Source organism: Corynebacterium sp. c25Ua_89, assembly GCF_047459735.1.
Classification (GTDB): Bacteria; Actinomycetota; Actinomycetes; order Mycobacteriales; family Mycobacteriaceae; genus Corynebacterium; species Corynebacterium simulans.
This window is the reverse complement of record NZ_JASBOD010000001.1, coordinates 418,274-443,822: the sequence shown is the minus strand read 5'-3', so window position 1 is coordinate 443,822 and position 25,549 is coordinate 418,274. Positions and strand designations below refer to the sequence as shown.

Sequence of the window (25,549 nt, the reverse complement as noted above, 5' to 3'; positions counted from 1 at the left end):
CATAACCTTAAAAAGCGGTCTCTTCGGTGGCCTCTGCCAGGGCAGATTTCACTGCTTCACGCAGGTCAACAACCTGCGGGCCTGCGGAAAGAACCGAACGGGAAACGTTGGCGAAACCCAACTGCGGGGCCGCCGCAGTGATTACTTTCACGTCCTGCGCAGTAGCTCCTTGGGCACCGACGCCCGGCAGCAAAACCGGGCCGTTCAGCTCATCCAGGACAGGCGGCTGCGCAAGCGTGGCACCCACTACGACGCCGACGTTGCCCGGACGTTCTGCGGCCTTGTACGCGGCATTGAGCGCGGCACACTGGTTGACCACGCCCTGCGCCAGCGTCACGCCTTCTTCGTCCGTGATGGACTGGAACGCCACAGCCTCCGGGTTGGAAGTTGCAGCCAGAACGAAGACTCCCCTGCCCTTTTCTTCCGCCAGGTCAAACACCGGCTGGAGCGAACCGACTCCTAGATATGGAGAGACGGTCACTGCATCCGCGGACAACGGCGAATCATCGCTAAGCCATGCAGCGGCATAGCCGGCCATTGTGGAGCCGATGTCGCCGCGCTTGGCGTCGGCAAGCGTCAAGCAACCTGCTTCACGCAAGTCCCGCAAGGTCTCTTCCAGCACCGCAAAGCCCGCAGACCCAAAGCGTTCGAAGAAGGCCACCTGCGGCTTAACCACTGCGACGGTCTCGGCGAATGCCTCCACGCAAGTACGTGCGAATCTCCGCAGTCCATCGACGTCGTCATTCAAGCCCCAAGCACGCAGCAGATGCGCATGCGGGTCGATCCCCACGCACAGCCTGCCGCGCTCGGCACCGGCAGAGACGAGCCGCTCACCGAAGGTGCTACTGCTTTGCGTCATGCTCAAGCTCCTGCAGTGCACGTACCTCAACGTTGCCGATGCGCAGCGCCTCGATGCCCTGGACCGCAGCGGTAACGCCCTGGACAGTGGTAACAAGCGGAACGCCCACGGAAACAGCCGCCGCGCGGATGTCGTAACCGTCGTGGCGTGCATTGTCTGAACCAGCCGGGGTATTGAGGATGAGGTCGACCTTGCCGGCAAGAATCTGGTCAACAATGGACTCCTGGCCGTCCTGCGCCTCGGAGACCTTGACCGCTACTTCGCACTCCACGCCGTTGCGGCGCAGCATCTGCGCGGTGCCTGCGGTAGCCACGATGTTGTAGCCCATGTAGGCCAGACGCTGGATTGGGAAGATGAGGGTGCGCTTGTCGCGGTTAGCCACGGAGACGAAGACCGTGCCCTCAGTCGGCAAGTGGCCGAAGGCAGCGATTTCGCCCTTGGCAAAAGCCGCACCGAAGTTGCTTGCTAGGCCCATAACCTCGCCCGTGGACTTCATCTCTGGAGAGAGCAAAGTATCAAGCAACGTACCATCTGGGCGGCGGAAGCGGTTGAAAGGCAGCACAGCTTCCTTGACCGCAATCGGGTGCTCCAGCGGCAAGGAACCACCATCAACCTCGGTAGGCAGCATGCCTTCTGCACGCAGATTAGCGATGGACTCGCCCATCATAACGCGAGCTGCAGCCTTAGCCAGCGGCACGCCGGTGGCCTTGGAAACAAAAGGCACGGTGCGCGATGCGCGCGGGTTCGCCTCGATGACATACAGCGTGTCATCCTTCAACGCGTACTGCACGTTCATCAGGCCCTGCACACCGATGCCCTTAGCTAGCGCACGGGTGGAACGGCGAACGTTGTCGATGTCCTCAGGGCCCAAGGTCATCGGTGGCAGTGCACAGGAGGAGTCACCGGAGTGAATGCCGGCCTCCTCGATGTGCTCCATGACGCCGGCCAAGTAGACCTCTTCGCCATCGCAGAGAGCATCCACGTCAATCTCGATTGCGTTGTCGAGGAAGCGGTCCACCAATACCGGGTGGTCGGAGGTGATTTCCGTTGCGCGGTCGATGTAGTCACGCAGGGAGGCCTCATCGTAGACAATCTCCATGCCACGGCCGCCGAGCACGTAGGAAGGACGAACCAGGACTGGGTAGCCGATGTCGCGGGCTACAGAACGTGCCTCCTCGAAGGAGGTTGCGGTGCCGAAATCTGGCGCTGGAAGCTTTGCTTCTGCCAGTACCTTGCCGAACTCGCCGCGGTCCTCAGCCAAGTCGATTGCCGCAGCGGAGGTACCGACGACTGGAACACCCGCCGCAGTAAGTCGCTCTGCAAGGCCCAGCGGAGTCTGGCCGCCTAGCTGAACGATGACGCCGGCAACCGGGCCGGACTGGGCCTCAGCGTGGTAGACCTCCATAACGTCCTCGAAGGTCAACGGCTCGAAGTACAGGCGGTCAGCGGTGTCGTAGTCAGTAGAGACCGTCTCCGGGTTGCAGTTGACCATGACGGTCTCGTAGCCGCGCTCGGACAGCTCCAACGCTGCGTGGACGCAGGAGTAGTCGAACTCGATGCCCTGGCCGATGCGGTTCGGGCCAGAGCCCAAGATGATGACTTTGCCCAACTTATCGGCAGGCATCGGCTTGACCTCGGACTCTGCGTCTGGGTCCAGCTCGTAGGAGCTGTAATGGTACGGGGTCTGCGCCTCGAACTCGCCAGCGCAAGTATCGACCGTCTTGTAGACCGGGCGAATACCCAGCGACCAGCGCAGGGAACGCACGCCATCTTCGCCAGCGAACTCGGTACGCAGGGCGGCAATCTGGGCGTCGGAAAGCCCATAGAACTTCGCCTCACGCAACAGCTGCTCATCCAGAACCGGCGCATTCAGTAGCTCCTCGCGGAAGTCAACCAAGGCCTTGAGCTCAGCAAGGAACCATGGGTCGATCTGGGAGTGCTCGTAGAGCTGCTCGACGCTAGCGCCAAGGCGGAAAGCCAGTTCTACGTCGTACATGCGGCCCTCGGTCGGACGCTCCAGGTCCTTGAGCACTGCATCCCGGTCCGTCGCCCGCTCGCCGGCGAAGTACTCATCCGGGCGGGTCCAGAAACCATGCTGCTTGGACTCCAAGGAACGCATGACCTTGTTGAGACCTGCGATGTAGTTGCGGCCGATGCCCATGGCCTCGCCAACGGACTTCATCGTGGTAGTCAGGGTGTCATCAGCGCCCGGGAACTTCTCAAATGCAAAGCGTGGTGCCTTGACGATGACGTAGTCCAAAGTCGGCTCGAATGCCGCAGGGGTAACGCCGGTGATGTCGTTTTGTACCTCGTCAAGGGTGTAGCCGATTGCCAACTTGGCGGCCAACTTCGCGATTGGGAAGCCAGTGGCCTTGGAAGCCAGCGCGGAGGAACGAGACACGCGCGGGTTCATCTCAATAACGATGATGCGGCCATCAACCGGGTTGACGGCGAACTGGATGTTGCAGCCGCCGGTGTCAACGCCGACCTCGCGAATAATCGCAATGCCGAGGTCACGCATCTTCTGGTACTCGCGGTCGGTCAAGGTCAGAGCCGGAGCAACGGTGACGGAATCACCGGTGTGCACGCCCAGGGCATCGACGTTTTCGATGGAGGCGATGACCACGACGTTATCGTCGCCGTCGCGCATGAGCTCCAGCTCGAATTCCTTCCAGCCGAGGATGGATTCCTCGATGAGCACGTTGGCCTCGGGCGAAGCAGCCAGACCGCCGCCTGCGATGCGGTCGAGATCTTCCTGGTTATAAGCCAGGCCAGAGCCCAAGCCGCCCATGGTGAAGGACGGACGCACGACTACCGGCAGGCCGAGCTCGGCGACGGTCGCGTGCACCTCGTCCATGTTGTGACACACGCGGGAACGCGCGGACTCGCCGCCGACCGACTCGACGATGTCTTTGAACTTCTGGCGGTCCTCACCGCGCTCAATCGCCTCAATGTCGGCGCCGATGAGCTCGATGCCATACTTGTCCAAGATGCCTGCGCGGTCCAGCTGCACCGCAGCATTCAGTGCGGTCTGGCCGCCCAGGGTTGCAAGCACCGCATCGATCTTGTGGCCTTCTTGTTGTTCCTTAACAATGATCTTTTCGATGAACTCAGGGTCAATCGGCTCCACGTAGGTGTGGTCCGCGAATTCTGGGTCCGTCATGATGGTTGCCGGGTTGGAGTTGACCAGCGTGACACGCAGGCCTTCTTCCTTCAGCACGCGGCAAGCCTGGGTGCCGGAATAATCGAACTCGCAGGCCTGGCCGATAACAATTGGGCCAGAACCAATAACCAGGACGTGGTTTACATCGTTGCGCTTTGGCATAAGCTTCTAATCCTCTTCCTGGTGCCTACTTGTTAGGGGTCTTTTCGGTCATTAGCTCAACGAACTGATCAAACAGCGGGTTTGCGTCATGCGGGCCCGCAGCTGACTCTGGGTGATACTGAACGGAGAAAGCCATTCCGTCCTTGAGCGCTACGCCCTCAATCGTGTTGTCGTTGAGACAGGTATGGGTGACGATGCCGCGGCCGAAGTCAGTATCGAATTCCTCGCCAGCTGGGTTCTCCTGGCCGGACGGGCTAGCGATGGCAAAGCCATGGTTTTGCGCAGTGATGTCGATCTTGCCGGTCAAGACGTTACGTACCGGCACGTTGATGCCACGGTGACCGAACTTCATCTTGAAGGTGTCTAGGCCCAGCGCGCGGCCTAAAATCTGGTTGCCAAAGCAGATGCCGAAGAAGGGAATGCGGGCATCCAGGATGTCGCGGACGATGGCCACCATTTTGTCGGCGGTAGCTGGGTCACCAGGGCCATTCGAGACAAAGACGCCATCCGGGTTGTACTGCTTAATCTCAGCATAAGGAGTATTAGCCGGAACCACGATGGTCTCGATGCCGCGCTTGGCAAAATTGCCCGGCGTAGCGGTCTTAACACCCATGTCGTAGGCCACGACGGTGAACTTCTTCTCGCCTTCTGCCGCCACGGTATATGGCTTTTCGGTAGCGACCTGCTCAGATAGATCCAGGCCCTCCATCGACGGCTGGTCCTTGACCTCCTCAAGCAGCTCCTCTACCGGGCGCTGCGCGTCCTCACCGGAGAACACACCGGCGGCGATGGAGCCATAGTTGCGCAGGTGACGAACCAAGGTGCGGGTATCGATTCCGCGGATGCCGATGATGCCCTGGGCTTCCATCTCATCCGAAAGGGAGCGCTCCGCGCGCCAGTTAGATACGCGCTGTGCGAGGTCACGAATAACCAAGCCAGCAACCCAAATCTGGTTGCCATGGGACTCGTTGTCTTCGTCGTTCCAACCGGTGTTACCAATGTGCGGCGCTGCAGAAACGACGATCTGGCGGTGGTAGGAAGGGTCGGTCAAAGTTTCCTGGTAACCAGTCATTGCAGTGCTGAACACTGCCTCACCGAGTGTGGTGCCCGTGGCGCCAAAGCCGTATCCGCGGAAAGTGCGGCCATCAGCCAGCACGAGAATTGCCGGGATTCTTGCTGGTTTGATCTCAGTCACAATGTGGTCTTTCTGTGGCTTGGTGGGTCTATAGGGTGCAAGGCTATTTGCCTTCGGCTTCGTCTGCGGCCAGTTCGTAGGTCACGGTGCCGCGCAGAATAGTGTGGGTGACGCGTGCGCCGAACTCCTCGCCCTCATAAGGATTATTCTCAGACTTCGAAGCCAGCTTGGTGGAATCGGAGACCCACTTGTGCTCGGGGTTCACGATGGTGAGGTTGGCGGGCTCGCCCACTGCAATCGGACGGCCGTGGTCCGGAAGCTTGGTGATCTCTGCCGGGCGCTCCGACATCACACGGGCGACGAAGCGCCAGTCTGCGAGACCGGAGGCCACGAAAATCTTGGCGATAATCGCCAGCGAGGACTCAAGGCCCAGCATGCCTGGCTTTGCGTTTTCGAACTCAACGCACTTGTCTTCGGAACCATGCGGTGCGTGGTCGGTTGCCACGACGTCGATGACGCCGTCGAGCAGCGCCTGGCGCAGAGCCAAGGTGTCGCGCTCCTCGCGCAGCGGCGGATTCACGCGAAAGACGCCGTCATAGCTCACCAGTTTTTCATCAGTAAGCAGCAGGTGATGCGGGGTAACCTCCGCAGTCAGTGGAATGTTCTGGCCCTTTGCCCACTTCAACAGCTCGACGGTGCCCTCGGTGGAAGCGTGGCAGATGTGCATGCGGTTGCCGTAGTCACGCGCCAGCAGTGCATCGCGGGCGACAATGGACTCTTCCGCCACACGCGGCCAGCCGCGCAGGCCCAGCTTCGCTGCGGTCTCGCCCTCGTGGGCGGATGCGCCTTCGGTCATGCGGTGGTCTTCTGCGTGCTGGGCAAGCAGGACGTCCAAGCCTTTGGCGTATTCCAACGCGCGGCGCATCAACTGCGGGTCCTGCACGCACTTGCCATCGTCGGAGAACATGCGCACCTTCGCATCCGAACGCGCCATCATGCCGAACTCGGTGAGGGTCTTCCCCTCCAGGCCCTTGGTAATAGAACCCACCGGGTGAACGTCGCACAGGCCGAGCGCCTGTGCCTTAGCCCAAACGGACTCGGCGATAATCGGCTGGTCCGTCACCGGGTTGGTGTTGGCCATGGTAAATACTGCGGTAAAGCCGCCCTTGGCAGCAGCGCGGGAACCGGTTTCGATGGTCTCAGTGTCCTCGCGGCCTGGCTCGCGCAGGTGTACGTGCATATCGACCAAGCCCGGCAGCAGCACGTTGCCTTCGGCGTCGATTGTCTCATCGAACTGCGCGCTTGACTCAAGGTCAGCACCCATATCCGCAATGACACCGTCAGAGATGAGCACCTGTACCGGCTCACCCTCGCCATATGGGCGCACGTTCTTAATCAGCAATCGCTTTTCCGCAGCGGCAGAAAGACGGCCGGTTTCTGGATAGTTAGTCATGGTCTCTTACTCTCTTCCCTTTTCTTAATTCCGGCTGAATTAGATTCCGGCGTGTTCGCCATTGGTCAACAGCGTGAACAGCACCGCCATGCGGGCGTATACGCCATTGTTTACCTGCTGCAGAACTGCCGCCTTGTCGTAGTCGGCGACGGCATAATTGATTTCCATACCACGCAGCATTGGGCCCGGGTGCATCACGATTGCGTCCTTCTTCATGGCTGCGGCGCGCGCCTTGGACAGGCCATAAAGGTTCGCGTACTCGCGGTGCGATGGGAAGAAGCCGCCGTTCATGCGTTCTGCCTGAACGCGCAGCATCATGACGATGTCTGCGTCGGCCAGCTCGGAATCAAAGTCATAGGAAACCTTGACCGGCCAGGTATCGACGCCGAATGGGAGAAGAGTAGGCGGAGCCACCAGGGTGACTTCCGCACCGAGGGCGTTAAGAAGGTCAACGTTCGAGCGAACCACGCGGGAGTGCAGGCAGTCACCCACAATCTTGACCTTGAGCCCGGAGAAGTTGCCGCCCTTGATGCCAAGGCGCTGGCGCATAGTCACGGCGTCGAGAAGCGCCTGCGTTGGGTGCTGATGTGCACCATCGCCGGCGTTAATAACGGAAGGGCCATCGCCGTTAGGCGCTACCCAACCCGCCAACTGCTGCGGCGCACCAGACGATGCATGGCGAATGATGATGGCGTCCGCACCGACAGCGCTAAGCGTGAGGCCGGTGTCCCTCAAGGACTCGCCCTTTTTCACTGACGACGTCGAGGTCGACAGGTTGATGACGTCTGCGGACATCCACTTACCCGCCGTCTCAAAAGAAGAGCGGGTACGAGTGGAGTTTTCATAGAACAAGGTAAAGACGGTGCGTCCGCGAAGGGTCGGAAGCTTCTTCACTTCCCGGCCTTCAAGCGCTTCGTGGAAACGGTCTGCCTCATCGAGCAGGCCAACGATTTCGTCTTTGTTGAGATCAGCGATGGAAAGTAGGTGCTTCATTTTAAGCCTCCGCGGTCTTGCGGGTCAGGACTACCGCGTCCCGGCCATCAATTTCGGCGTTGTAGACGATGACATCTTCATCGCGTGCCGTTGGAATGTTTTTGCCGACGTAGTCTGCGCGAATCGGCAGCTGGCGATGGCCGCGGTCCACGAGGACTGCGAGCTGAATGATTTCCGGACGGCCAACTTCGGCCAGCGCATCAAGTGCAGCGCGAATGGAGCGGCCGGAATATAGGACGTCATCGACCAGGATGACGGTCGCGCCATTGATACCACCGTTCGGAATTTTGGTGGGCTGCAATGCGCGGTGCGGCTTGTTGTGGAGATCGTCGCGATAGAGCGTGATGTCTAGGGATCCCCATGGGATTTCTACGCCGGAAAATTCCGCAATTTTTTGTGCAAGACGCTGAGCCAATGGCACGCCACCAGAGGGAATGCCAAGGAGTACGACCCGAGTTGCGTTCTCAGAGTCAAGCGCTATCTTTTCAATAATCTGGTGCGCGATGCGTGCGACAGTGCGCGCGACGTCATCAGAGCTCAACAGCTCGTTAGACTCCGCGTTGGTGTCAATTCCACTCATCGTGACCTCCTTCCCCGCCTCACAGTGCGGTCTTTAAAGGATGCCGGTAGATGGGAATGAAGTAATTTTACGCCCGCCGTGGGCGGAAGATTGCCTCAAACGTCCGAGCAACGTGGTTGCTCACATGGACAACGATCATTTTAGCATCAACCTATAGTTCCTCGAAACCGTTTCATTTGGCTACTACCCCCACACGTAACAACGATCTCACTTTCGCCAACCTTTTCGCTCGCATATAACGGCGATCAGTGCAGCCTACTCAACCCCGCTCGCAGGTGTGCACCTGCACACTAGTTCCGTTCGAACTGCGGCGGTTCTCGCCCAATTGCTAACGTTTAGGGAATAAAAAGTATTTGGGCTCCCTACGAGTCCGCCGTACCGGCACCTAAATCCGCTGAAATCTTGTCCCGTACAGTCGGCATCAATATCCTGCGTGATCGGCACAGATATAAGGAGAGGAAGACCTAAACCACGTGAGCTTTTCGGTCAAACACCAAGTTCCAGCCCCACGCGAGCAGGTATGGCAATGGCATACCCGTCGCGGCGCACTAGCGCGCCTTACTCCTCCTTTTACTTTCATGACCCCGTTAAAGCAGGCAGAGTCCTTGGCTGATGGCACGTCGATCCTGGGCCTGCCAGGTGGTCTTAAGTGGGTTGCCCGACACGACCTTTCGCGCTTTCAAATCAACGTCAGCTTCAGCGACGTTTGCCTCAACGCGCCCATGCGCTCCTGGGCCACGTGGCGTCACCATCACCTTTTCGCTGATACCGATGCTGATGCCAATGACATCGGCGCCGCCACTCAGATCACCGACACCGTCGACACCCGCATTCCGTCATGGGCTGTTAACTCTGTCTTCGCCTATCGCCAACACCAGCTAATCGAGGACTTCCAGTTTTTGAACCGTATGCGCGAACTTGGCATCCACGCCACGGCACCGGCCGTCGATTCTTCGAGCAATGTCCGCCCGTTGGTTTTCGCCATCACTGGCTCCCGTGGCGGTGTGGGACGAAAGCTCACTGCTCAACTAACCACGGCAGGACACCAGGTTATCCAGCTTGTGCGCAATAGCCCCAAACCGGGCCAGCGCCAATGGCGTCCGAACCTGCCGGCGCCGAATCTCTTGGAGGGCGTCGACGTCCTTATCCATCTAGCCGGCGAACCAATCTTCGGCCGCTTCAATGCCGCCCACAAGGCAGATATCCGAGATTCGCGAGTGCGTCCGACACAACTGCTGGCAGAGGTCGCCGGCGCAACATCAGAGTTAAAAGCGATGGTCTGTGCATCGGCAATCGGCATCTACGGCGCCGACCAGGGCGATACCGAGCTGACTGAAGAGTCCAGCCGCGGTGACGGCTTCCTTGCTGACGTGGTCAGTGATTGGGAGGCCGCCTGCACACCTGCCCGCGAGGCCGGAAAGCGCGTGGTCAATGTGCGAACGGGAATCGCTCTCTCCAGCAATTCCGGCTTGCTACCGCTTTTACGGGCGCTGTTTTCGACAGGCCTCGGCGGCGCGTTTGGCAGGGGCGAATTCTGGTACAGCTGGGTCGCCATGGATGACCTGACTGATATCTACTTCCGCGCGGCGGTTGATTCGCAGCTTGTAGGCCCGGTCAACGCCACCTCGCCTACCCCGGTTTTAAACAAAGAATCTGTCCATGCACTCGGTGAGGAACTCAAGCGCCCAGCGATGGTCCCCATCCCAACCTTCGGCCCGGCACTGCTCTTAGGCAAGGAGGGCGCAAGCGAGCTCGCCCTGGCTAACCAGAAGGTTATCCCGGCCCGCCTGAACAAACTCGGCCATACCTTCCGCTACTCCACAGTCGCAGCCGCGCTTGCACACGAACTAGGTGGCGAGGAGTTGTGGACTCCCGCCACGCGGGCGGCCGACTAGCAGGCACGCGTCCCGACTCCGGTAGCCTTGATCAAGATTCCGATTTATTCACCATGTAAACGACGTGAGGATTAATTTCAGTGACTGATCAAGCCGATGGTCAACCAACCATCTTGCCCGATACTCCTATCGAGCCTGTGACGCTCGAGCGCATTGCGGAAATCTTCGACTCTGAGAAGTTGGAGTACCGCATCGAAGAACAGCTAGTTTCTGAAGAAAAGACCGTCAAGATACTGCGTACTGGTTTCTCGAACGCAGCTATCGCATTCCAGCTGCGCGAGAACGCCATGACCGCTGATTCCGTGTGGCGCGGCACCATTCCGGCATCTGAGGGCCCGAACCTTCTGATGCAGATTAATCAGTGGAACCAGAACCACTTCGCGCCGACCTTCCGATTCTTCGAAGGTCCGGAAAACACCCTAGCGGTCTCCGGCGTGCGCGTGCTGGACACCACTCACGGCGCTTCCCGCAACCAGCTGGGCGCTTTCGTTATGTCCACCTTGGACGCCATCCTGCAGTCCTTCGCTTGGATTGAGCAGCAGTACCCGCAACTCGTCACCTGGGAGGAACACGAAAATGACTAATCAAGCTTATGCTCAGCCGCAGGTCACGCTCGACCGCATCATTAGCGCAATGCAGACCTTCGACATCGAGTTGACCAAGGTCGAAGGCCGCGTTGATGCCGCTACCGCTAACTTGAACGGCCTGCCTTGCGTGTTCGCGGTTCTGGATTCCGTCGTCATCGTGCGCTGCGATGTGCCAACCGACGCCGTCTACTCCCAGGCCGATGCCGGTCTGTTTCTGGCTGCAAACCAGATCAACTCCGCTGCATTCGGCGCACGTGCCGTTATCTCCGAGCACGAGAACCTGCTTGTGGTACGTACCGAGCGCGATATTCCCTGCGCCGCTGGCCTGTCCGATGATCAGCTGACCGCTGCTTTAAAGGGGGCAGTCGACGGTGTCATTGGTGCCCAGGACGCAATGGTTGCCTCCGCCGACGAAATGGCCAAGCTCGGTTCCGAAACCGCAGCCCAGGCTGGCGAGGCCAGCCCCGCCAGCGAATAGCGCTCCTTGTACCCGCGAAACACCTCTAGAAAGAGTCCGTTGTGACCAACCAGTCCATAGCTGAAGTCAACATTCACCGGCTCGCAGAGCTCTTCGAGCAGCTCGAGGCCGATTACGTCCTACTCGACAAAATCGAAGACTCCGCCCCGGAGGACGCTGCCGCTGACAGCGATGCCGCAGAAGTTGGCGTCGGCGAAGGCTTGGTGCTGCAGACTGGTTTGCCACACATCACCATCCACTTCGACATCGAGAATGACACTTTGAGTGCCTTCGCGGTGTGGGAAGGTCGCCTCCCGGCAAGCGCGGAAGAGAAGGTCGGCAGATTCATCGCAGAGTTCAACTGGAACATGTCCGCGCCGACCTTAAGTTATGACTTCCGTCCGAAAGGCACTGGCGCAGGAGCCAAGCAGGAGGAAGAAGAGATCGCCATCTGCGCCAACCGTGCAATGGGTATTGGCGTTGGCCTTAGCTCGAACCAGCTAGGCAGCTTCGTCTTGAGCGCCTTCGACAGCTTCGGCATGGCTTTCGACGCCGTTGCCGAAGCCTTCCCGCAGGCAGCTAAGTGGAACGATAAGGCAGCAAACAAGAAAGGTCGCAGCTAACAATGGCTACCCCGAACGCATTTCCTTTTGATTTGTTTAGCCAGCCTGATTTTCCTGCAGTAACGCTAAAGCGCGTGCGAGAGCAGCTCAGCACGCCGGAGATGAACATGTCTCCGGAGGATAACCCGGACTATCCAGATTCTTTGAGTGCTCACCTTAATAACTTGAAGTGGGTCATCAGCGCGGCGGAAGATTTGGTGAAGCTGGAGTGCCTCCTGCCCACCACCCTTTCCTACGAGGATGTCTCCCCCGTCTTCCACGTCATCGCCAACGAGCACAACGCTTCTGCTTTCGACGGCCGCGCACTCGTGGGCCGCAGCGAAGAAGACACCGTGGAACTGCGTGGCGACGCCACCTTCGTCACCACCGCGGGCATGAACGACGAACAGCTTTTCCACGCGTTGAACCTCGCGGTCATCGCCGCCCAAGACGCGCTTCTTAGCACCCTGGACCGCTTCAACGAGTTGGCTCACGCGGTCCAGGAATCGTAAAGCTAAGGGAGGCTGAGGGGCCTCTGTCCACGTTTAGAGGCTAATCAGGCCACGAATCAAAGCGCTGACTGCGCCAAGGGAAGCCACGGTCAAAGAAAGAATGCGTGCCTTCTCGCGCGGCACGTGGCGCGCAATACGTGTGCCCGTGGCGATGCCGAGGAACATGCCAATGACGCCGGCTGGCCAAATTAGCCACGTCACATCACCGAATCCGCCCGCCCCCACGGCCAACTTGGTGCTCACTGAGAATAGACCGCCCACGATGAAACAAGGCTGCAACGTAGCGGCATAGACCGCCTGCGGCCAGCGCGCTGCCTGCGCATAAACGGTAATAACAGGGCCGGCTACACCAGCTAGCGTGTTTGTGAAACCGCCGAGCACACCCGCTGACAGGGAGGGGCCAAGGCCGTGCATTTCCGGCACGAAGCGCTTACCAAAGGTCACCACGCCCAGTGCGATGAGCAGGGCCGCGCCCACCAGGACCAGCAAGGCGGCCGAGTCGATATTAGCCACCAGCAAGGCCGCCGGGATTGCGCCCAGCACCATCACCGGCGCAATACGCAAGAACTTGCCCCAGTCCACGTTGGCACGCATCGAATATGTAGTCAGCATCGCGTTGACCACCGCCAGCACGTTGATGACCATGATGCCCTGGACTGGGCCCAGAAGCAACGTCAAAATAGGTCCGCCGACGAGTCCCAGCCCCATGCCGGAGACTCGTTGCAGGCAAGAACCCAACGTCACGGTCAGTAGGATCGCAAGTGGGATTGCAATCATTGGGCGTACTTCTCCACCACCGCGCGTCCCACGTGCGCTGGGAACATGCCCGTGACGTCCCCACCAAACTTGGCCACCTGCTTGCACAACGAGGAGCTAATGTAGCCGTACTTTTCATCGGTGAGCAAGAAGACCGTATCGATGCCGGAAAGGCGACGGTTCATTTGCGCCATCGGCAGCTCGTATTCGTAGTCCAAGGAAGAGCGCAGCCCCTTGACCAGTGTGTCCACGCCGTGTTCCGTGGTGTAGTCCACGAGCAGGCCGGACCAGTAATCGACCTTTATGTGCTCATCGAAAGTCTCACGAATAAACTGCACGCGCTCTTCGACGCTAAATAGGCCGGAAGGCTTATCCGGGTTGCCGGTGACCAACACGGTTACTTCGTCGAACATCGCCGCCGCTCGGTTGATGATGTCCACGTGGCCCAAGGTAATAGGGTCGAAAGAACCCGGGCATACTGCTTTTGTCGGCATAGGTTTTCCTTTACTCCCCGCTTGCATCCGGACGGTGGTAGATGGCCATATCAAAGCGCGCGATACCGAAGGTGCGCTTCTTGAGCTTCTGGCCGGTGGGCTCAAAACCTTCGGGCCACTGCGGCTCTGGGCTATCTACGTGACGCTCGATGACGACAATCGCTGCATCATCAAGCACGGGCTCAATGGCCTCCAGCAGGCCCTGCACATCGTCGAAAGCATAAGGTGGGTCTGCCAACACCATGTCAAAGTAACCGCGCGGTGCGGTGGCCAGGTACGTAGAGGCCTTCATCTCGCGTACGTCCACGCGCGGGTGCTTGACGACGCCCACGTTGTGCTTGATCACCTTCACTGCCGCCGGGTTGGATTCCACCAAAACGACTTCCTCCGCGCCGCGGCTAGCTGCCTCCAGGCCCAAGGCACCGGAGCCGGCGAACAAATCCAGCACGCGGCTATCAGCAAACCCCCAGCGCACATTCAACGAGGAAAACAGACCCTCGCGTGCACGGTCCGCGGTAGGGCGCGTGCCGGACTCTGGCACCTTGATGCTGCGCCCGCGGGCTTCTCCGGCGATAATTCTGGTCATCGTGCCTCTCCAATAATCGCTAGTACGTCACCGCCATAGACTGCGGCAAAGTCTTCAGTACACAATTTATCCACCACTCCACGTCCCGGGACCACGACGGGAGCTTCGAGTTTGGTGGCCTCCACGGTAGCGATGGCATCTCCCGCAGAGACCTCTTGGCCCACGCTCACGTGAAAACGCACAGTGCCGGCAAAAGGTGCGCAAATGTTCATGGGCTCTAGGTTAGTTCTTTTCTAGGTATTCCTGCTCGCTCTCGGTCATGTTCCGGGTTAATTCCAGCGCCAATTCTGGATTGCGCTGCACTAAACGGAACGCATCATCGTGCGTGCGCTCAATGATGTCGCGATCATATGCCAAGTCCAGCAGGCGCAGCGAGCGCTGGGTTCCCGATTGCAGGGTGCCCAGGATGTCGCCCTCGTGGCGCTGTTGCAGGTCAATCTCCGCCAACTCGAAGCCTGAGGTGGTATCCGCAATCTGCATGATGCGTTTAAAGGAGCCCGTGTTTTCTGCTGCGGTGGTGTGGAACAGGCAGATGGAAGCATTGCCGCCGCGGCCAACGCGGCCCCGCAGCTGATGCAACTGCGAGACACCAAAGTTCTCGGACTCGCGAATGAGCATCACCGTGGCATTGGGCACGTCAACGCCGACCTCGATGACGGTCGTAGAGACCAACACGTCTGTTTCACCCCGTGCAAAGCGCGACATGACCTCATCTTTATCGTTCATGCGACCATGCAGAACGTCGAGTTTAAGGTCACGTAGCGGTCCGGCCTGGAGTTGGGCCGCCACCTCGAGTACGCCGCCTTCTCCCTCGATGCGCGGGCAGACGATATAGGCCTGGTGGCCAGCCTGCACCTCCTCGCGGATGCGCGCTAAAGCACGCTGCACCCAGGCTGGTGCCCATTCCGGAACCACGCTGGATTGGATGGGCTTGCGCCCGCCAGGCAGCTCGCGCAGGGTAGATACCGCCAAGTCACCGAAGACAGTCATGGCGATGGTGCGCGGAATCGGCGTTGCCGTCATGACCAGCATGTGTGGGCTCGTGCCCTCTCGAGTTTTCGAGCGCAGGCTATCGCGCTGCTCCACGCCGAAGCGATGCTGCTCGTCTACTACCACGAGGCCTAGGTCGAAGAACTCTACAGAGTCCTGGATAATGGCGTGCGTGCCGATGACGATATCCGCCTCGCCGGAGACAATGTCCAGCAATGCCTGGCGCTTTTCCGCAGTGCGCTGGGAACCGGTCAGGACGGCGACCTTGACACCATCGGGCACACTCGCGCTAATCGACGCCCCGTGCTGCGCCGCCAGCACCTCAGTCGGTGCGAGCAGTGCCGCCTGTTTGCCTGCATCGACCGCCTGCAACATCGCACACGTAGCCACCATGGTTTTGCCGGAACCAACCTCGCCCTGCAGCAGGCGCATCATGGGCAGTGTGCCACAGAGGTCTTCGTCGATTTCCGCAATGACCTTACGCTGCCCTGCCGTTAGTTCGAAGGGCAGGTTGCTCAACAGCCCATCACGGTAGCCGTCCAAGATGGAAGGCATCGCCACGGCGGTACGCGCCTTGAAGTCGCGTTGGCGCAGGGCCATGACGAGGCCAATGGACAAAGCCTCGTTGTACTTCAAACGCTGAATAGCTCTTTCCGGGCCAGCCGCTGTGGGCTCGTGGACTTCACGGATAGCTTGGTCAAGTTCCACCATCATCCGGTAGTCCAGCGGCTCGGGGATCGTCGGAGTATTCTCCAGCACCATATGGATAGCGCCCATGATGTACCACGAGGTCACCTTGCCGCTGGCGGGATAAATAGGAATCCACTCGCGCTCAAGCAAAGATTCCAGTTGCCCGAACTGCGAGAGGTTACGCAGCGAGCCTGTAGCCGTAACCTTGCCGCCGCTGCCTCCGGAAGGCGCTGCGTCGTACAGCGCGTTGCTCGCGCTACCCGCACCGCCTGCATCGATAACCACGAAGTCAGGATGTTGAAGCTGCGGCTGCCCGCGGTAGAACTTCAGCTTGCCGCTTAGCATCAAGCGCATGCCTTGGCGCAGCACGCGGGTGAGATAGTGCGCATTGAAGAAAGTGGCGGTGATCCCGTTATCCATCGATAATGTGAGCAAGAAGGTCTTGGCTGTGTTCCGCTGCTGGAGACGCACCACCTGGCCGGTGACGGTGACATAATCGCCTTCGTTGGCACCGCCCAGGCCTACTTCTTTGTTGTGGCGGATGTAGTCACGCGGATAGTGGCTGAGCAACTCACCGCAGGTGGTGTACCCAAATGCCTTTTTGATTTTGGTGGCGTCTTTGGCCGGCAAGATCTCTTTCAACTCCCGCTCGTCCCGCCATCCCAGCATGCTTACTCCACTCCGATCTCAGTCTTGATTCCCTCAACATGGATGGCAACGACCTCCACTTCGAGTGCCTCAGACAGGTAATCATCATCCAGCTTAAGGCTGGTGAGGACGGTGACTTGCTCTCCCCCGGCAGCCAACATCTCACGGCTTTTGACCAAGATAGAGTCAGCGTCTTCATGCGCAGGTTTATCCACGCGCATGGAACGCGCGGCATCCCTCATAACCGAAACCATGGAATCGGTGTCAGGATTATCCGGCTCATAGACGGAGATTGCCGCCAGGCCTGCAACCAAAGACTCAGTGGGCACCACGCGGGCCTCCCCGGCATCGCCCTCAAAGCCGTTGGGCAGGTAAATATCCTGCGGCTGCGAAACCGTGACTTGCTCGCCTGGGCGAACAATCTTGGCGCCTACGGTTTCAAAAAGTGCTGCGACCGGGCCTGCCGGCGCTACCGCAAAGATGCGCCGGGATGACTCATCCGCTACGGGTTCGTCTGCTTGCTCCGGCAGTACTTCCAAGCGCAGGTTGCTTACCACGCCGGAGCCGAAGGCCATCTCGATGACAGGGCCGGCCTCACGGGTATGAATGTGTACCGAGCCGGAGTTCTCAGTGGCGCGGGCAATGACGAGGCTATTGCCATGCTCACCTATCTTTTCACCAAGTGCGTCCAGATCCCCTTCGAAGAAGAAGACCACCTCGAGCTCGGCCTCAACCTCGTCTTCGTGTTCGGCCTCGCGCACCGCGCCGCCCTCGATCTCAGCCAGCAAGGCCTCAAGCAGGATGACGAACCCGGTACCGCCAGCATCGACCACACCGGCCTCTCGCAGTACAGCAAGCTGCGAAGGGGTCTTGGACAATGCAGTGCGGGCGGCAGTGATAGTTTCGACCACGATGTCGTGGAATTGCTTGCCAGGCTGCTCAGCAGACGCGGAAGCCGCTGCTGCCGCCGCACGCAAGACCGAAATGACCGTGCCCTCCACCGGACGCGCAATGGCGCGTTCCACCAGCTGCACTGCGAGGCTCAAAGCAGACGCAAAAGTCTGGCCATCCACGCGGGAATCAACCGTGGTATCCGCGATGCCGCGCAGCACCTGGGATAACACCATGCCGGAGTTGCCACGGGCGCCGCGCACGGAACCGATGGCAAGTGCCTCGGCTACGTCGCCTCCCTTTTCCACCTGCTCGAGTGCAGCCTCCATGGTGTGGGCCATGTTGGAGCCGGTATCGGAATCTGGAACCGGGAATACGTTAAGCGCATTGATTTCAGCGCGTCGGTGGGAAAGTTCACCAACAGTTCGGATCGCCCAGTTATGAAGACCACGGGCATCTAACGAACTCGGATATGACATGCCGAATAGTTTACAAGTGCCAGTCGACATCCGGCGCGCCCTGGTCGCGCAAAAGCTCATTAGCGCGCGAAAAAGGCCGTGAGCCAAAGAATCCTCGGCGTGCGGAAAGAGGCGAAGGATGCGCCGAAGAGATAATCGGCACGTCCGGCAAGAACTTCGCGCAGGCCTTGGCATCATTGCCCCATAAAATGGCCACCATCGGCTGCCGATTGAGCGCCCGGATTGCAGCCTCCGTGATGGCCTGCCAGCCGAGCTTACGATGCGAGCCTGCCTCACCCGGTGCCACCGTGAGCACGCGATTTAAAAGCATGACTCCCTGGGACTCCCAAGCGCGCAAGTCACCGTCTTCGCGCGGGTTAACGCCTACGTCCTCGCATAACTCTTTGTAGATGTTGTGCAAGGAACGCGGCGGTTTAACCCCAGGTGCCGTGGCAAAAGACCGACCTACCGCATGTCCTGGCGTAGGATAAGGGTCCTGCCCCACGATGAGCACGCGCATTTCGGGCAAAGGCACGCGAAAGGCAGCAAAGACATTTTCGCCCGCTGGCAGGAATCCACCTTCCGGCAGCTGCTGCAATTGCTGCTCGATGGACGGCAGGTGCTCTTCTAGTACCGGCGCCAAGACCGGCAACCACGAGCTATCGATTACCGAGGTATCAAAAAGTTGCGAGTACGGCGCAGTCATCATTTCCTCCCCTGAAAATTCCTCGCTGGTTTAAAAGCTCTGCCAGCCAGCGTCATACATCGGCTTCTTACCATCCACGGTCAGCCCAGTGCCGCGGTTGACGGTGCCGATGACGCGGAACCCCGACGGCGCTTCCTTGTTGGTGGTAGCCACCAAGGTATGGTCCTCGCCGCCTGTGAGCACCCATTCCCATGGGTCAACGCCCAAGACCACGCCAGCTTCGGTGAGCAAAGCGTCAGGAGCGATGGCGGTGGAGTGCAAGTCGATGTGCACGTTGGAGCGCTTTGCCACACCCGCGATATCTGGCACGAGGCCATCCGAGTTATCCGTCATGGCGGTAGCCCCCGTGGCGCGGGCGATTACGCCGCGGCCTGGTTTGAGCGAAGGATTGCAGTGGGCGTCGATAAGCGGCCATAGCTCCGAAAGCTCCGGCGGTAAATCGCGCCCATGTTCCTGCAGCAACGCAAGCCCCGCCGCGGAGTAACCAATCTTGCCGTGGCTGACCAGCTTCTGTCCCGCTCGTGCCCCATCCAGAGTCAATGGGGGTTGGCTTCCGCCCAACGTGCCAATTGCGGTAACGGTGATAACCAGCTGTGAACCGCGCGTGAGGTCACCGCCGACCAGCTCTGCGTTATAAAGGGCGCAACGCTGGGCGATACCTTCCGCAATACCGCGCACGAAGGACACGTGGGTCTCCGCAGGCGCCGCAATCGCGAGCAACGCTGCAGTGGGACGCGCGCCCATCGCCTCGATATCGGCAAAGTTGCGCAGAATCGCTTTCTGGCCCACCTCCATCGGAGTGGACCAGTCACGGCGGAAATGCCTGCCCTCCACCATCATGTCGGTGCAAGCCACCGTGCGTGAGTTCGGCGGATCCGGGAACATGACGGCGGCGTCATCGCCGTTTAGCGCGCTGGGCGCCGCGGCTACGATTTCACCGATGACATGTTGCTCGCCTGCTTGCCCGAGGGTATGCGACAAATGCACAATGGCCTTTCTCAACGGGAGGTTAATGCTGACATTGCTTAACGCGTTAGGATAAACGCTTATGACCAACCAATTTAACCGCACCGCCGTATTTATCTCACTTGGACTATCCATTGTTATGGTATTCGCGGTTATTTTTGGCGCGAAGTTCTACTTCGAAAACACGGCCAAAACCCCAGTTGCGCTGTCCCCCATTCAATCAGACGACGCTAACTCCGCGGAGTGTAAGGCCGTCGTCGCGGCAGCGCCCGAGGAGTTCATGGGCCAGCCCCGGGCCGAAATCGCCGAGCCGGTTCCGGCAGGCGCCGCTGCGTGGGCAAAACTTTCCTCCGAGTCAGTCAGCTTGCGCTGCGGCGCCAACCTGCCTTATCAGTACACCGCCTACTCCCAGACCGAGGACATCGACGGCGATGCTTGGCTCAAGGTCAAAGACATGACCCCAGGCTCCAACCTCACCACGTGGTACAACACCGATCGCAGCCCCGTGGTAGCGGTAACCACCTTCAACGACGAGCGTCCCACCGGTTTGGATAAGACGCTCGAGCCGCTGCGCAAGAAGCACCACGAGCCCCGCCCGGCACCGCTTTCGCAGCTTGCCGACGGCCCGGACAAGATGTGTGCCCCTTTGGAAAAGGCACTGCCGGAGAACATCGCAGATGGCTACACCCGCCGCAGCGACATCGAGGACAAAAACACCTACGTCTGGAGCGCGGAAGGCCGAGAAGACATCGTGGTGCGCTGCGGCGTCGGCGAACCCGAAAACTACAAACCGGGCGTACAGCTCCAGCAAGTAAACGATGTGCCTTGGTTCGAAGACACCACCTTGGCCGAGGGAACTACCGGCGGAACCTGGTTCGCCCTGGGCCGCGCGAACGACTTAGCCTTGTTCGCGCCCCAGGACGTTGCCAACTCTGCGCTGGTGCGCATGAGCGACACTTTGGCCAAGCACACCCCTGGCCAATAGCGAGGATTATTTCGCGCGGGCGAGAGCGTTATCTACCAAGGCGTCGAGAAGCGCGGCGTAATCGACGCCCGTGGCGGCTAATACCTGCGGATACATGGAGATCGGGGTAAAGCCCGGGAAGGTGTTGATCTCGTTGATGTAGAAGGCATCTTCGGTGATGAAAAAGTCCACGCGGCTAATGCCCTCGCAGCCCAGTGCACGGAAAGCCGCGATGGCGGTCTCTCGCAAAGTCTTGGTTAGGTCTTCTGCAAGCGGGGCCGGAATCTGTGCGCTCACGCCCTCATCGATGTACTTGGCATCGAAGCCATAGAAGCCTTCGTCGGCCTCCTCGATGCCATTGAGCTGTGCTGGAACCGAGGCAATGATGGAGCCATCCGCATACTCCAGTACACCGATTTCTACCTCAGCGCCCACGATTTCAGGCTCGACGAGCACCTTGCCATCGCTTTCGAAGGCCACCTCGGCTGCGTGCGGGAAATCTGCCCAATCCCTGACCTTGGAAACGCCGATGGAAGAGCCACCACGTGCAGGTTTTACAAAGACCGGCAGCCCCAGTTCCTGCTTTTCTTCCTCGGTCAACTCGGTGCGCTCCTTGAGCACCACCTCGGGCGCTACCGGCAGGCCCTCTGCCTTGAGCAGCTTCTTGGTAAATTCCTTGTCCATGCCGGCCGAAGAAGCCAGTACGCCGGTGCCCACATAAGGAATATCGGAAAGCTCAAAAAGCCCCTGTACGGTGCCGTCTTCGCCATATGGTCCGTGCAGAACCGGGATGATGACATCGACTTGCGCATAGTGGTTGTGCTGAGTGACGTTGTGGAAACGGCCCTTGGTGGCTGGGTTTAGGGACAACGCCAATTCATCGCCCAAAGTCACCTCCGGCATAACGCCATCGATGATTTCTAGGCCCTCGGTGGTTCCCGGCGTCCACTGGCCTTGCTTAGTAATTCCGATAGGCACTACCTCGTACTTCGCAGGGTCAAGGTGATTCATGATCGCGCCTGCGGAAATACAAGAGACAGAATGCTCGGAACTACGACCGCCATATACAACGGCTACACGGATCTTTTCGCTCATAACGGCAAACTTTACCCTCGCACTATTCCGACTTCTTTGAACGCCCCATCAACGCGACGATCATGTCTTCGACGTCGACGCCGCGGTGGCAAACTCCGTAGACCGCTTGGGTAATAGGCATCTCGACTCCCACCTGCTGAGCCAGCCGGAAAATCGAATCCGAGGAGATAACGCCTTCTGCCACTTGGCCATTCGTCGCAGCCTTGGCTTCTTCCAACGTGCCGCCCTGGCCCAAGCGGTAACCAAAGGTGCGGTTACGCGAGAGGGTCGAGCTACAGGTGGCCACGAGGTCACCCATGCCAGCAAGTCCAGAGAAAGTAAACGGGTCAGCACCCAAAGCCACGCCGAGGCGAGTGATCTCCGCAAGACCGCGGGTGATGATCGTGGCCAGAGTGTTATTGCCCAGGCCACGACCAGAGGCCATTCCGCAGGCGAGGGCGATGACGTTCTTGCAGGCACCACCGATCTCGGCACCAATGACATCGGTGTTGGTATATGGGCGCAGATACGGAGCGGCTGCAGCATGCTGGACAGCCTTCGCGCGCTCCTCGTCGGTGCACGCGATGACGGTGGCCGCCGGCTGCTCCTCCGCTACCTCTTTAGCCAGGTTCGGGCCGGAAAGTACTGCGATGCGCGATTCATCGACACCGGTTGCATCAGCGATGACCTCGCTCATGCGCTTTAGAGTTGCTGCCTCCACGCCCTTCGAGATGGACACCAAGGTGGAATCAGCAGGCAGCAAGGGCGCCCATTTTTCCAAGTTGCTGCGCAAGGTCTGCGAGGGCACACCGAAAATCACGATGTCGGAACCGTCCAGCGCCGCTGCGGCATCCGACGTCGCGATAAGGCCCGAGGGCAGCTCGAGGCCCGGCAAGTAATCAGGGTTGATATGCGTCGTATTAATAGCCTCAGCCAGCTCGGGGCGGCGCGCCCACAAGTGGACCTCGCTTCCCGCATCAGCGAAGACTTTCGCCAAGGTGGTTCCCCAAGAACCCGCGCCCATTACTGCAACCTTTTGCATTAGCTCTCCCCTTTGCGTATCTCGTGCAACATACCTAGATTAGCCCAACCGACCCGCACAAAAGACAAGCTTTTTCAGCTTGCGGGCCAACTGGGGGTAAGTGAAATAATACTCAGCTAACCGAACGCGAAGAACCGGCGCGTGCGGATGCAAAGCGCGCCCAAAGAGCGCAAGATAGTTAAAAATAAGCTGCGCAGCCATCTGTTAAGGAGCGAAATGCCCAAGGCAAAAAACATGCATGAGACAGACAAAGACGCAAAGTCTGAGGTCTTCATCTCGGGCCGTCATCAGGAAATTCCTACCGATCCCGCCAAAGAATTCAAGCGCACGACCTTGGCAGCCGGCGCCGTGCTGTGGCGTGGCAATCCGCAGGATCCCGAGGTAGCGGTAATCCACCGCCCCCACTACGACGATTGGTCTTTGCCTAAGGGCAAGGTCGATCCAGGTGAGTCCCTACCCACCACTGCGGCGCGCGAGATCCTTGAAGAGACTGGCTATGACGTCAAGCTTGGCAAGCTCATCGGCAAGGTCACCTATCCAGTCCAAGGCCGCACGAAGGTGGTCTACTACTGGTTGGCCCAGTATCTTAAAGGCAGCTTCGGAGACAATAGCGAAACCGATGAGCTGCGCTGGCTGCCCATCGATGAGGCCTGCGAGCTGCTTACCTATGACGTCGATACTGACGTTTTAACTAAGGCCAAGAAGCGCCTGCGCTTGGCTCCCACCACCCGCGTCCTCTATGTGCGCCATGCACGCGCCCATCAGCGTCGTAACTGGGAGGGTGACGATAATCTGCGCCCGTTGGATAAAAAGGGGCGTCGCCAAGCAGAAATGCTCGTTCCGATGCTTTCGCCCTACCACCCCACCGCCATTTACTCGGCGAGCCCACAGCGCTGCCAGCAAACCGCAGCGCCGCTTGCCGATGAACTCGGGCTCGACATTGCTGTCAACAAGGACTTCGGGGACGAGGGCTGGCAAAAGTCCCCCGCAGCTGCCGAGCAAGCCTTCCAACGGGTGGTGGCGAAGGGCGGCGTGCCGGTCATCGTCAGCCAAGGTGAAACCATCCCCGGCATTCTCGAAAGCCTAAAGCCACAGTTCCTCAAGACCGACTTCGAAAACCTTCGCTTCAAGAAGGGCTCGGTGTGGGTGCTCTCCTTCAACAACGGCGTGCTCACCGGCGCTGACTACCTCGCTAGCGCGCTGCCAGTTCGCTAGCAAAACGTATTGAACTCGGATCCTATTTTAGGAATCCGAGTTCTTTAGGTTTTCGCCGTTTTATACCCAACGGTGAACCGGGCGGCCAGTGGCATGACGATAGAAGATCATCATGATGAATGCCTGGATGCCAAGCGCGAACGGATAGCCAACGACTGGGATGGATCCCAACAGGCTAACGAGCAATCCGCCCAGAATGATGCAAAGAAGGGACTGGCCAACGTTATTCTTGGTCAGATTGAAGGAGGTGCGGAAAGTTTCACCGAGGCTCATCTCTGGATTATCCGCCTTGATGAACGGAACGAAGTAGAGCAAGAACCCAACGATCAGACCTGGGATAATCAGCAGGATAAGGCCCACAAACACGATGATTTGTACCACGAGGTAGTGCCACAGCACGCCAAAGGTATTTCCGCCTTTAAAGAAGTCTCCGAAGCTAGCAGGTTTGCCGTCCGCTTCCTTCGCCGCAGCACAGTAGCTATTCGCAGCCACCCAGAATGAATAGAGAACCAACAGGACGACGCAAGCGATCATCGCAACTGGACCCCAGACGTTTACAGGATCATCAGGAGCGGAATTGCTAGGCGAAAGGGCCAGGATAATTCCGAACGGCACCAAAAGAACCAGCAACATGATGCCGAAATGCGCAAGCGGCGCCAGGATCCACGGTCCAGGATTGCGGAAGAAGCCCTTAAACCCCTGTCCGATGGCGTCGCCGGCATCTAACCTTGGCGGCGGCCCCTGCAACTGACCAGTCATCTGGTTGCCATTAGGGGCGTTGCCAGCACCGGCATAACCCGCGCCGCCCTGTGCGCCGTACTCGCCGTACTCGCCATATGGAGGCAGGCCCGGATTAGGCTGTCCGCCCTGAACAGGTTGGCCAGACTGCCCGAAGGGATTGTTCGGGTCGTTCTGGTTAGCGTTCGGGTAGTTACCGTTAGCGTTAAAACCGTTATTGTTTCCAGATTCTTGAGTCACGACTCACAGACTATTCTGACGCGTGCAAGGTTTCTAGAGAAAAATCAGTCCTGTTACCGATTGTTAACGCAACAGGGGTAAGTGACTGGCAATTATCAAAAAGAAGCAACAGAAGGTTTAAAAGTTGGACGCCGGTCTTCGTAGTCTGTGATCGCGTCTTCGTTGCGCAGCGTCAGCCCTACGTCATCGAGTCCCTCCATGAGGCGCCAGCGCGTGTAGTCATCAATCTCGAAGGAATACTGATTGCCGCCAACGCTTAAGCGTCGCGCCGCCAGGTCCACCGTCACGGAAGTCTCGTTTTGTTCCAGCTGCTTCCATATCAGCTCAATGTCTTCCTGCGCCATGATGCCAGTGAGCAGCCCCGCCTTGCCGGAGTTGCCGCGGAAGATATCCGCAAAGCGCGAGGAAAATACTGCCTTGAAACCGAATTCCCGCAGCGCCCACACCGCATGCTCGCGCGATGAACCGGTACCGAAGTCGGGGCCTGCGAAAAGCACCGAGCCGTTGCAGAAAGGCTCACGGTTAAGCACGAAGTTTTCATCCGCGCGCCAATTTGAAAAAAGTCCCTCGGCAAAGCCCGTGCGCTTGACGGACTTTAGGTAGCGGGCCGGAATAATTTGATCAGTATCGACATTGGAAGCGCGCAGCGGCACGCCGATGCCGGTATGGGTAGAAAATTTCTCCATGGTGGTT

General features: G+C 59.1%; 25 protein-coding genes. 7 read left to right on the top strand and 18 right to left on the bottom strand.

Annotation, left to right across the window (positions count from 1 at the left end; genetic code table 11):
- Nucleotides 1-7 precede the first annotated feature (7 nt).
- The 6 genes from pyrF to pyrR are packed head-to-tail and all read right to left on the bottom strand — an operon-like array spanning nucleotide 8 to nucleotide 8,345.
- On the bottom strand, nucleotides 8-859 hold the full coding sequence (gene pyrF / locus QKB66_RS02085; protein ID WP_248090406.1) for an orotidine-5'-phosphate decarboxylase: 852 nt from the start codon (nucleotides 857-859) through the stop codon (nucleotides 8-10).
- Complete coding sequence (carB, locus tag QKB66_RS02080) at nucleotides 843-4,184, bottom strand: carbamoyl-phosphate synthase large subunit (protein WP_414252585.1); 3,342 nt, start codon at nucleotides 4,182-4,184, stop codon at nucleotides 843-845. The genes pyrF and carB overlap by 17 nt, the downstream gene beginning before the upstream one ends.
- A gap of 25 nt (nucleotides 4,185-4,209) precedes the next feature.
- The gene (gene carA / locus QKB66_RS02075; protein WP_414252639.1) at nucleotides 4,210-5,370 is read right to left on the bottom strand and encodes a glutamine-hydrolyzing carbamoyl-phosphate synthase small subunit; all 1,161 of its coding nucleotides are present in this window, start codon (nucleotides 5,368-5,370) and stop codon (nucleotides 4,210-4,212) included.
- 52 nt (nucleotides 5,371-5,422) lie between these two features.
- A complete protein-coding gene (locus tag QKB66_RS02070; protein ID WP_414252584.1) occupies nucleotides 5,423-6,772 on the bottom strand; it encodes a dihydroorotase in 1,350 nt (449 codons plus the stop codon).
- 39 nt (nucleotides 6,773-6,811) lie between these two features.
- The gene (locus QKB66_RS02065; protein WP_070455610.1) at nucleotides 6,812-7,765 is read right to left on the bottom strand and encodes an aspartate carbamoyltransferase catalytic subunit; all 954 of its coding nucleotides are present in this window, start codon (nucleotides 7,763-7,765) and stop codon (nucleotides 6,812-6,814) included.
- 1 nt (nucleotide 7,766) lies between these two features.
- Nucleotides 7,767-8,345, bottom strand: a complete 579-nt coding sequence (gene pyrR, locus QKB66_RS02060) for a bifunctional pyr operon transcriptional regulator/uracil phosphoribosyltransferase PyrR (protein ID WP_248090427.1) — start codon at nucleotides 8,343-8,345, stop codon at nucleotides 7,767-7,769.
- 473 nt (nucleotides 8,346-8,818) lie between these two features.
- Here pyrR and QKB66_RS02055 point away from each other — a divergent pair, with 473 nt between their 5' ends.
- The 5 genes from QKB66_RS02055 to QKB66_RS02035 all read left to right on the top strand — a co-directional run bounded on the left by QKB66_RS02055 (nucleotide 8,819) and on the right by QKB66_RS02035 (nucleotide 12,398).
- A complete protein-coding gene (locus tag QKB66_RS02055; RefSeq protein ID WP_414252583.1) occupies nucleotides 8,819-10,240 on the top strand; it encodes a TIGR01777 family oxidoreductase in 1,422 nt (473 codons plus the stop codon).
- Between the two features lie 80 nt (nucleotides 10,241-10,320).
- Nucleotides 10,321-10,824, top strand: a complete 504-nt coding sequence (locus QKB66_RS02050) for a YbjN domain-containing protein (RefSeq protein WP_248090433.1) — start codon at nucleotides 10,321-10,323, stop codon at nucleotides 10,822-10,824.
- A complete protein-coding gene (locus tag QKB66_RS02045) occupies nucleotides 10,817-11,305 on the top strand; it encodes a YbjN domain-containing protein (protein WP_414252582.1) in 489 nt (162 codons plus the stop codon). The genes QKB66_RS02050 and QKB66_RS02045 overlap by 8 nt, the downstream gene beginning before the upstream one ends.
- 41 nt (nucleotides 11,306-11,346) lie before the next feature.
- On the top strand, nucleotides 11,347-11,907 hold the full coding sequence (locus QKB66_RS02040; protein ID WP_248090438.1) for a hypothetical protein: 561 nt from the start codon (nucleotides 11,347-11,349) through the stop codon (nucleotides 11,905-11,907).
- Between the two features lie 2 nt (nucleotides 11,908-11,909).
- Nucleotides 11,910-12,398 (top strand): hypothetical protein, encoded by a 489-nt coding sequence (locus tag QKB66_RS02035; protein ID WP_248090441.1) that lies wholly within the window; start codon nucleotides 11,910-11,912, stop codon nucleotides 12,396-12,398.
- A 33-nt stretch (nucleotides 12,399-12,431) separates the two neighbouring features.
- Here QKB66_RS02035 and QKB66_RS02030 read toward each other — a convergent pair whose 3' ends face one another.
- From QKB66_RS02030 to QKB66_RS01995, 8 genes are read right to left on the bottom strand one after another with little or no spacing between them, the layout of a single operon-like run.
- Nucleotides 12,432-13,175: a sulfite exporter TauE/SafE family protein gene (locus tag QKB66_RS02030; RefSeq protein ID WP_062035154.1), complete on the bottom strand. Its 744-nt coding sequence runs from the start codon at nucleotides 13,173-13,175 to the stop codon at nucleotides 12,432-12,434.
- On the bottom strand, nucleotides 13,172-13,648 hold the full coding sequence (coaD, locus tag QKB66_RS02025) for a pantetheine-phosphate adenylyltransferase (protein WP_062040971.1): 477 nt from the start codon (nucleotides 13,646-13,648) through the stop codon (nucleotides 13,172-13,174). Before coaD ends, QKB66_RS02030 begins: the two co-directional genes overlap by 4 nt.
- A 10-nt stretch (nucleotides 13,649-13,658) precedes the next feature.
- Complete coding sequence (gene rsmD, locus QKB66_RS02020) at nucleotides 13,659-14,234, bottom strand: 16S rRNA (guanine(966)-N(2))-methyltransferase RsmD (protein ID WP_061922233.1); 576 nt, start codon at nucleotides 14,232-14,234, stop codon at nucleotides 13,659-13,661.
- Complete coding sequence (locus QKB66_RS02015) at nucleotides 14,231-14,446, bottom strand: biotin/lipoyl-containing protein (protein ID WP_061922230.1); 216 nt, start codon at nucleotides 14,444-14,446, stop codon at nucleotides 14,231-14,233. Before QKB66_RS02015 ends, rsmD begins: the two co-directional genes overlap by 4 nt.
- A 10-nt stretch (nucleotides 14,447-14,456) precedes the next feature.
- A complete protein-coding gene (locus QKB66_RS02010; protein ID WP_248090444.1) occupies nucleotides 14,457-16,583 on the bottom strand; it encodes an ATP-dependent DNA helicase RecG in 2,127 nt (708 codons plus the stop codon).
- Nucleotides 16,584-16,585: 2 nt separating this feature from the next.
- Nucleotides 16,586-17,932, bottom strand: a complete 1,347-nt coding sequence (locus QKB66_RS02005; protein WP_248090448.1) for a DAK2 domain-containing protein — start codon at nucleotides 17,930-17,932, stop codon at nucleotides 16,586-16,588.
- Between the two features lie 10 nt (nucleotides 17,933-17,942).
- The gene (locus QKB66_RS02000) at nucleotides 17,943-18,617 is read right to left on the bottom strand and encodes a uracil-DNA glycosylase (RefSeq protein ID WP_414252581.1); all 675 of its coding nucleotides are present in this window, start codon (nucleotides 18,615-18,617) and stop codon (nucleotides 17,943-17,945) included.
- Nucleotides 18,618-18,647: 30 nt separating this feature from the next.
- Entirely contained in the window at nucleotides 18,648-19,718 is a 1,071-nt protein-coding gene (locus QKB66_RS01995) for a thiamine-phosphate kinase (RefSeq protein WP_070432956.1), read from the bottom strand.
- On the opposite strand from QKB66_RS01995, the gene QKB66_RS01990 reads away from it, so the two are divergent.
- A complete protein-coding gene (locus QKB66_RS01990; protein ID WP_414252580.1) occupies nucleotides 19,666-20,568 on the top strand; it encodes a DUF3515 domain-containing protein in 903 nt (300 codons plus the stop codon). The two genes, QKB66_RS01995 and QKB66_RS01990, sit on opposite strands and share 53 nt — an antisense overlap.
- Before the next feature lie 6 nt (nucleotides 20,569-20,574).
- Here the strand turns inward: QKB66_RS01990 and QKB66_RS01985 are convergent, their stop codons facing one another.
- Together QKB66_RS01985 and QKB66_RS01980 are read right to left on the bottom strand one after the other, a co-directional pair.
- Nucleotides 20,575-21,642 (bottom strand): D-alanine--D-alanine ligase family protein, encoded by a 1,068-nt coding sequence (locus QKB66_RS01985; protein ID WP_248090457.1) that lies wholly within the window; start codon nucleotides 21,640-21,642, stop codon nucleotides 20,575-20,577.
- A gap of 22 nt (nucleotides 21,643-21,664) precedes the next feature.
- Nucleotides 21,665-22,663 (bottom strand): NAD(P)H-dependent glycerol-3-phosphate dehydrogenase, encoded by a 999-nt coding sequence (locus tag QKB66_RS01980; protein WP_062040993.1) that lies wholly within the window; start codon nucleotides 22,661-22,663, stop codon nucleotides 21,665-21,667.
- A 216-nt stretch (nucleotides 22,664-22,879) separates the two neighbouring features.
- Here QKB66_RS01980 and QKB66_RS01975 point away from each other — a divergent pair, with 216 nt between their 5' ends.
- Nucleotides 22,880-23,878, top strand: a complete 999-nt coding sequence (locus QKB66_RS01975; RefSeq protein ID WP_414252579.1) for a bifunctional NUDIX hydrolase/histidine phosphatase family protein — start codon at nucleotides 22,880-22,882, stop codon at nucleotides 23,876-23,878.
- A gap of 60 nt (nucleotides 23,879-23,938) precedes the next feature.
- Here the strand turns inward: QKB66_RS01975 and QKB66_RS01970 are convergent, their stop codons facing one another.
- Nucleotides 23,939-24,856, bottom strand: coding sequence for a hypothetical protein (locus QKB66_RS01970; protein ID WP_414252578.1), 918 nt, complete (start codon nucleotides 24,854-24,856; stop codon nucleotides 23,939-23,941).
- Between the two features lie 95 nt (nucleotides 24,857-24,951).
- Nucleotides 24,952-25,542, bottom strand: a complete 591-nt coding sequence (gene leuD, locus QKB66_RS01965) for a 3-isopropylmalate dehydratase small subunit (protein WP_062035172.1) — start codon at nucleotides 25,540-25,542, stop codon at nucleotides 24,952-24,954.
- Between the last annotated feature and the right edge of the window lie 7 nt (nucleotides 25,543-25,549).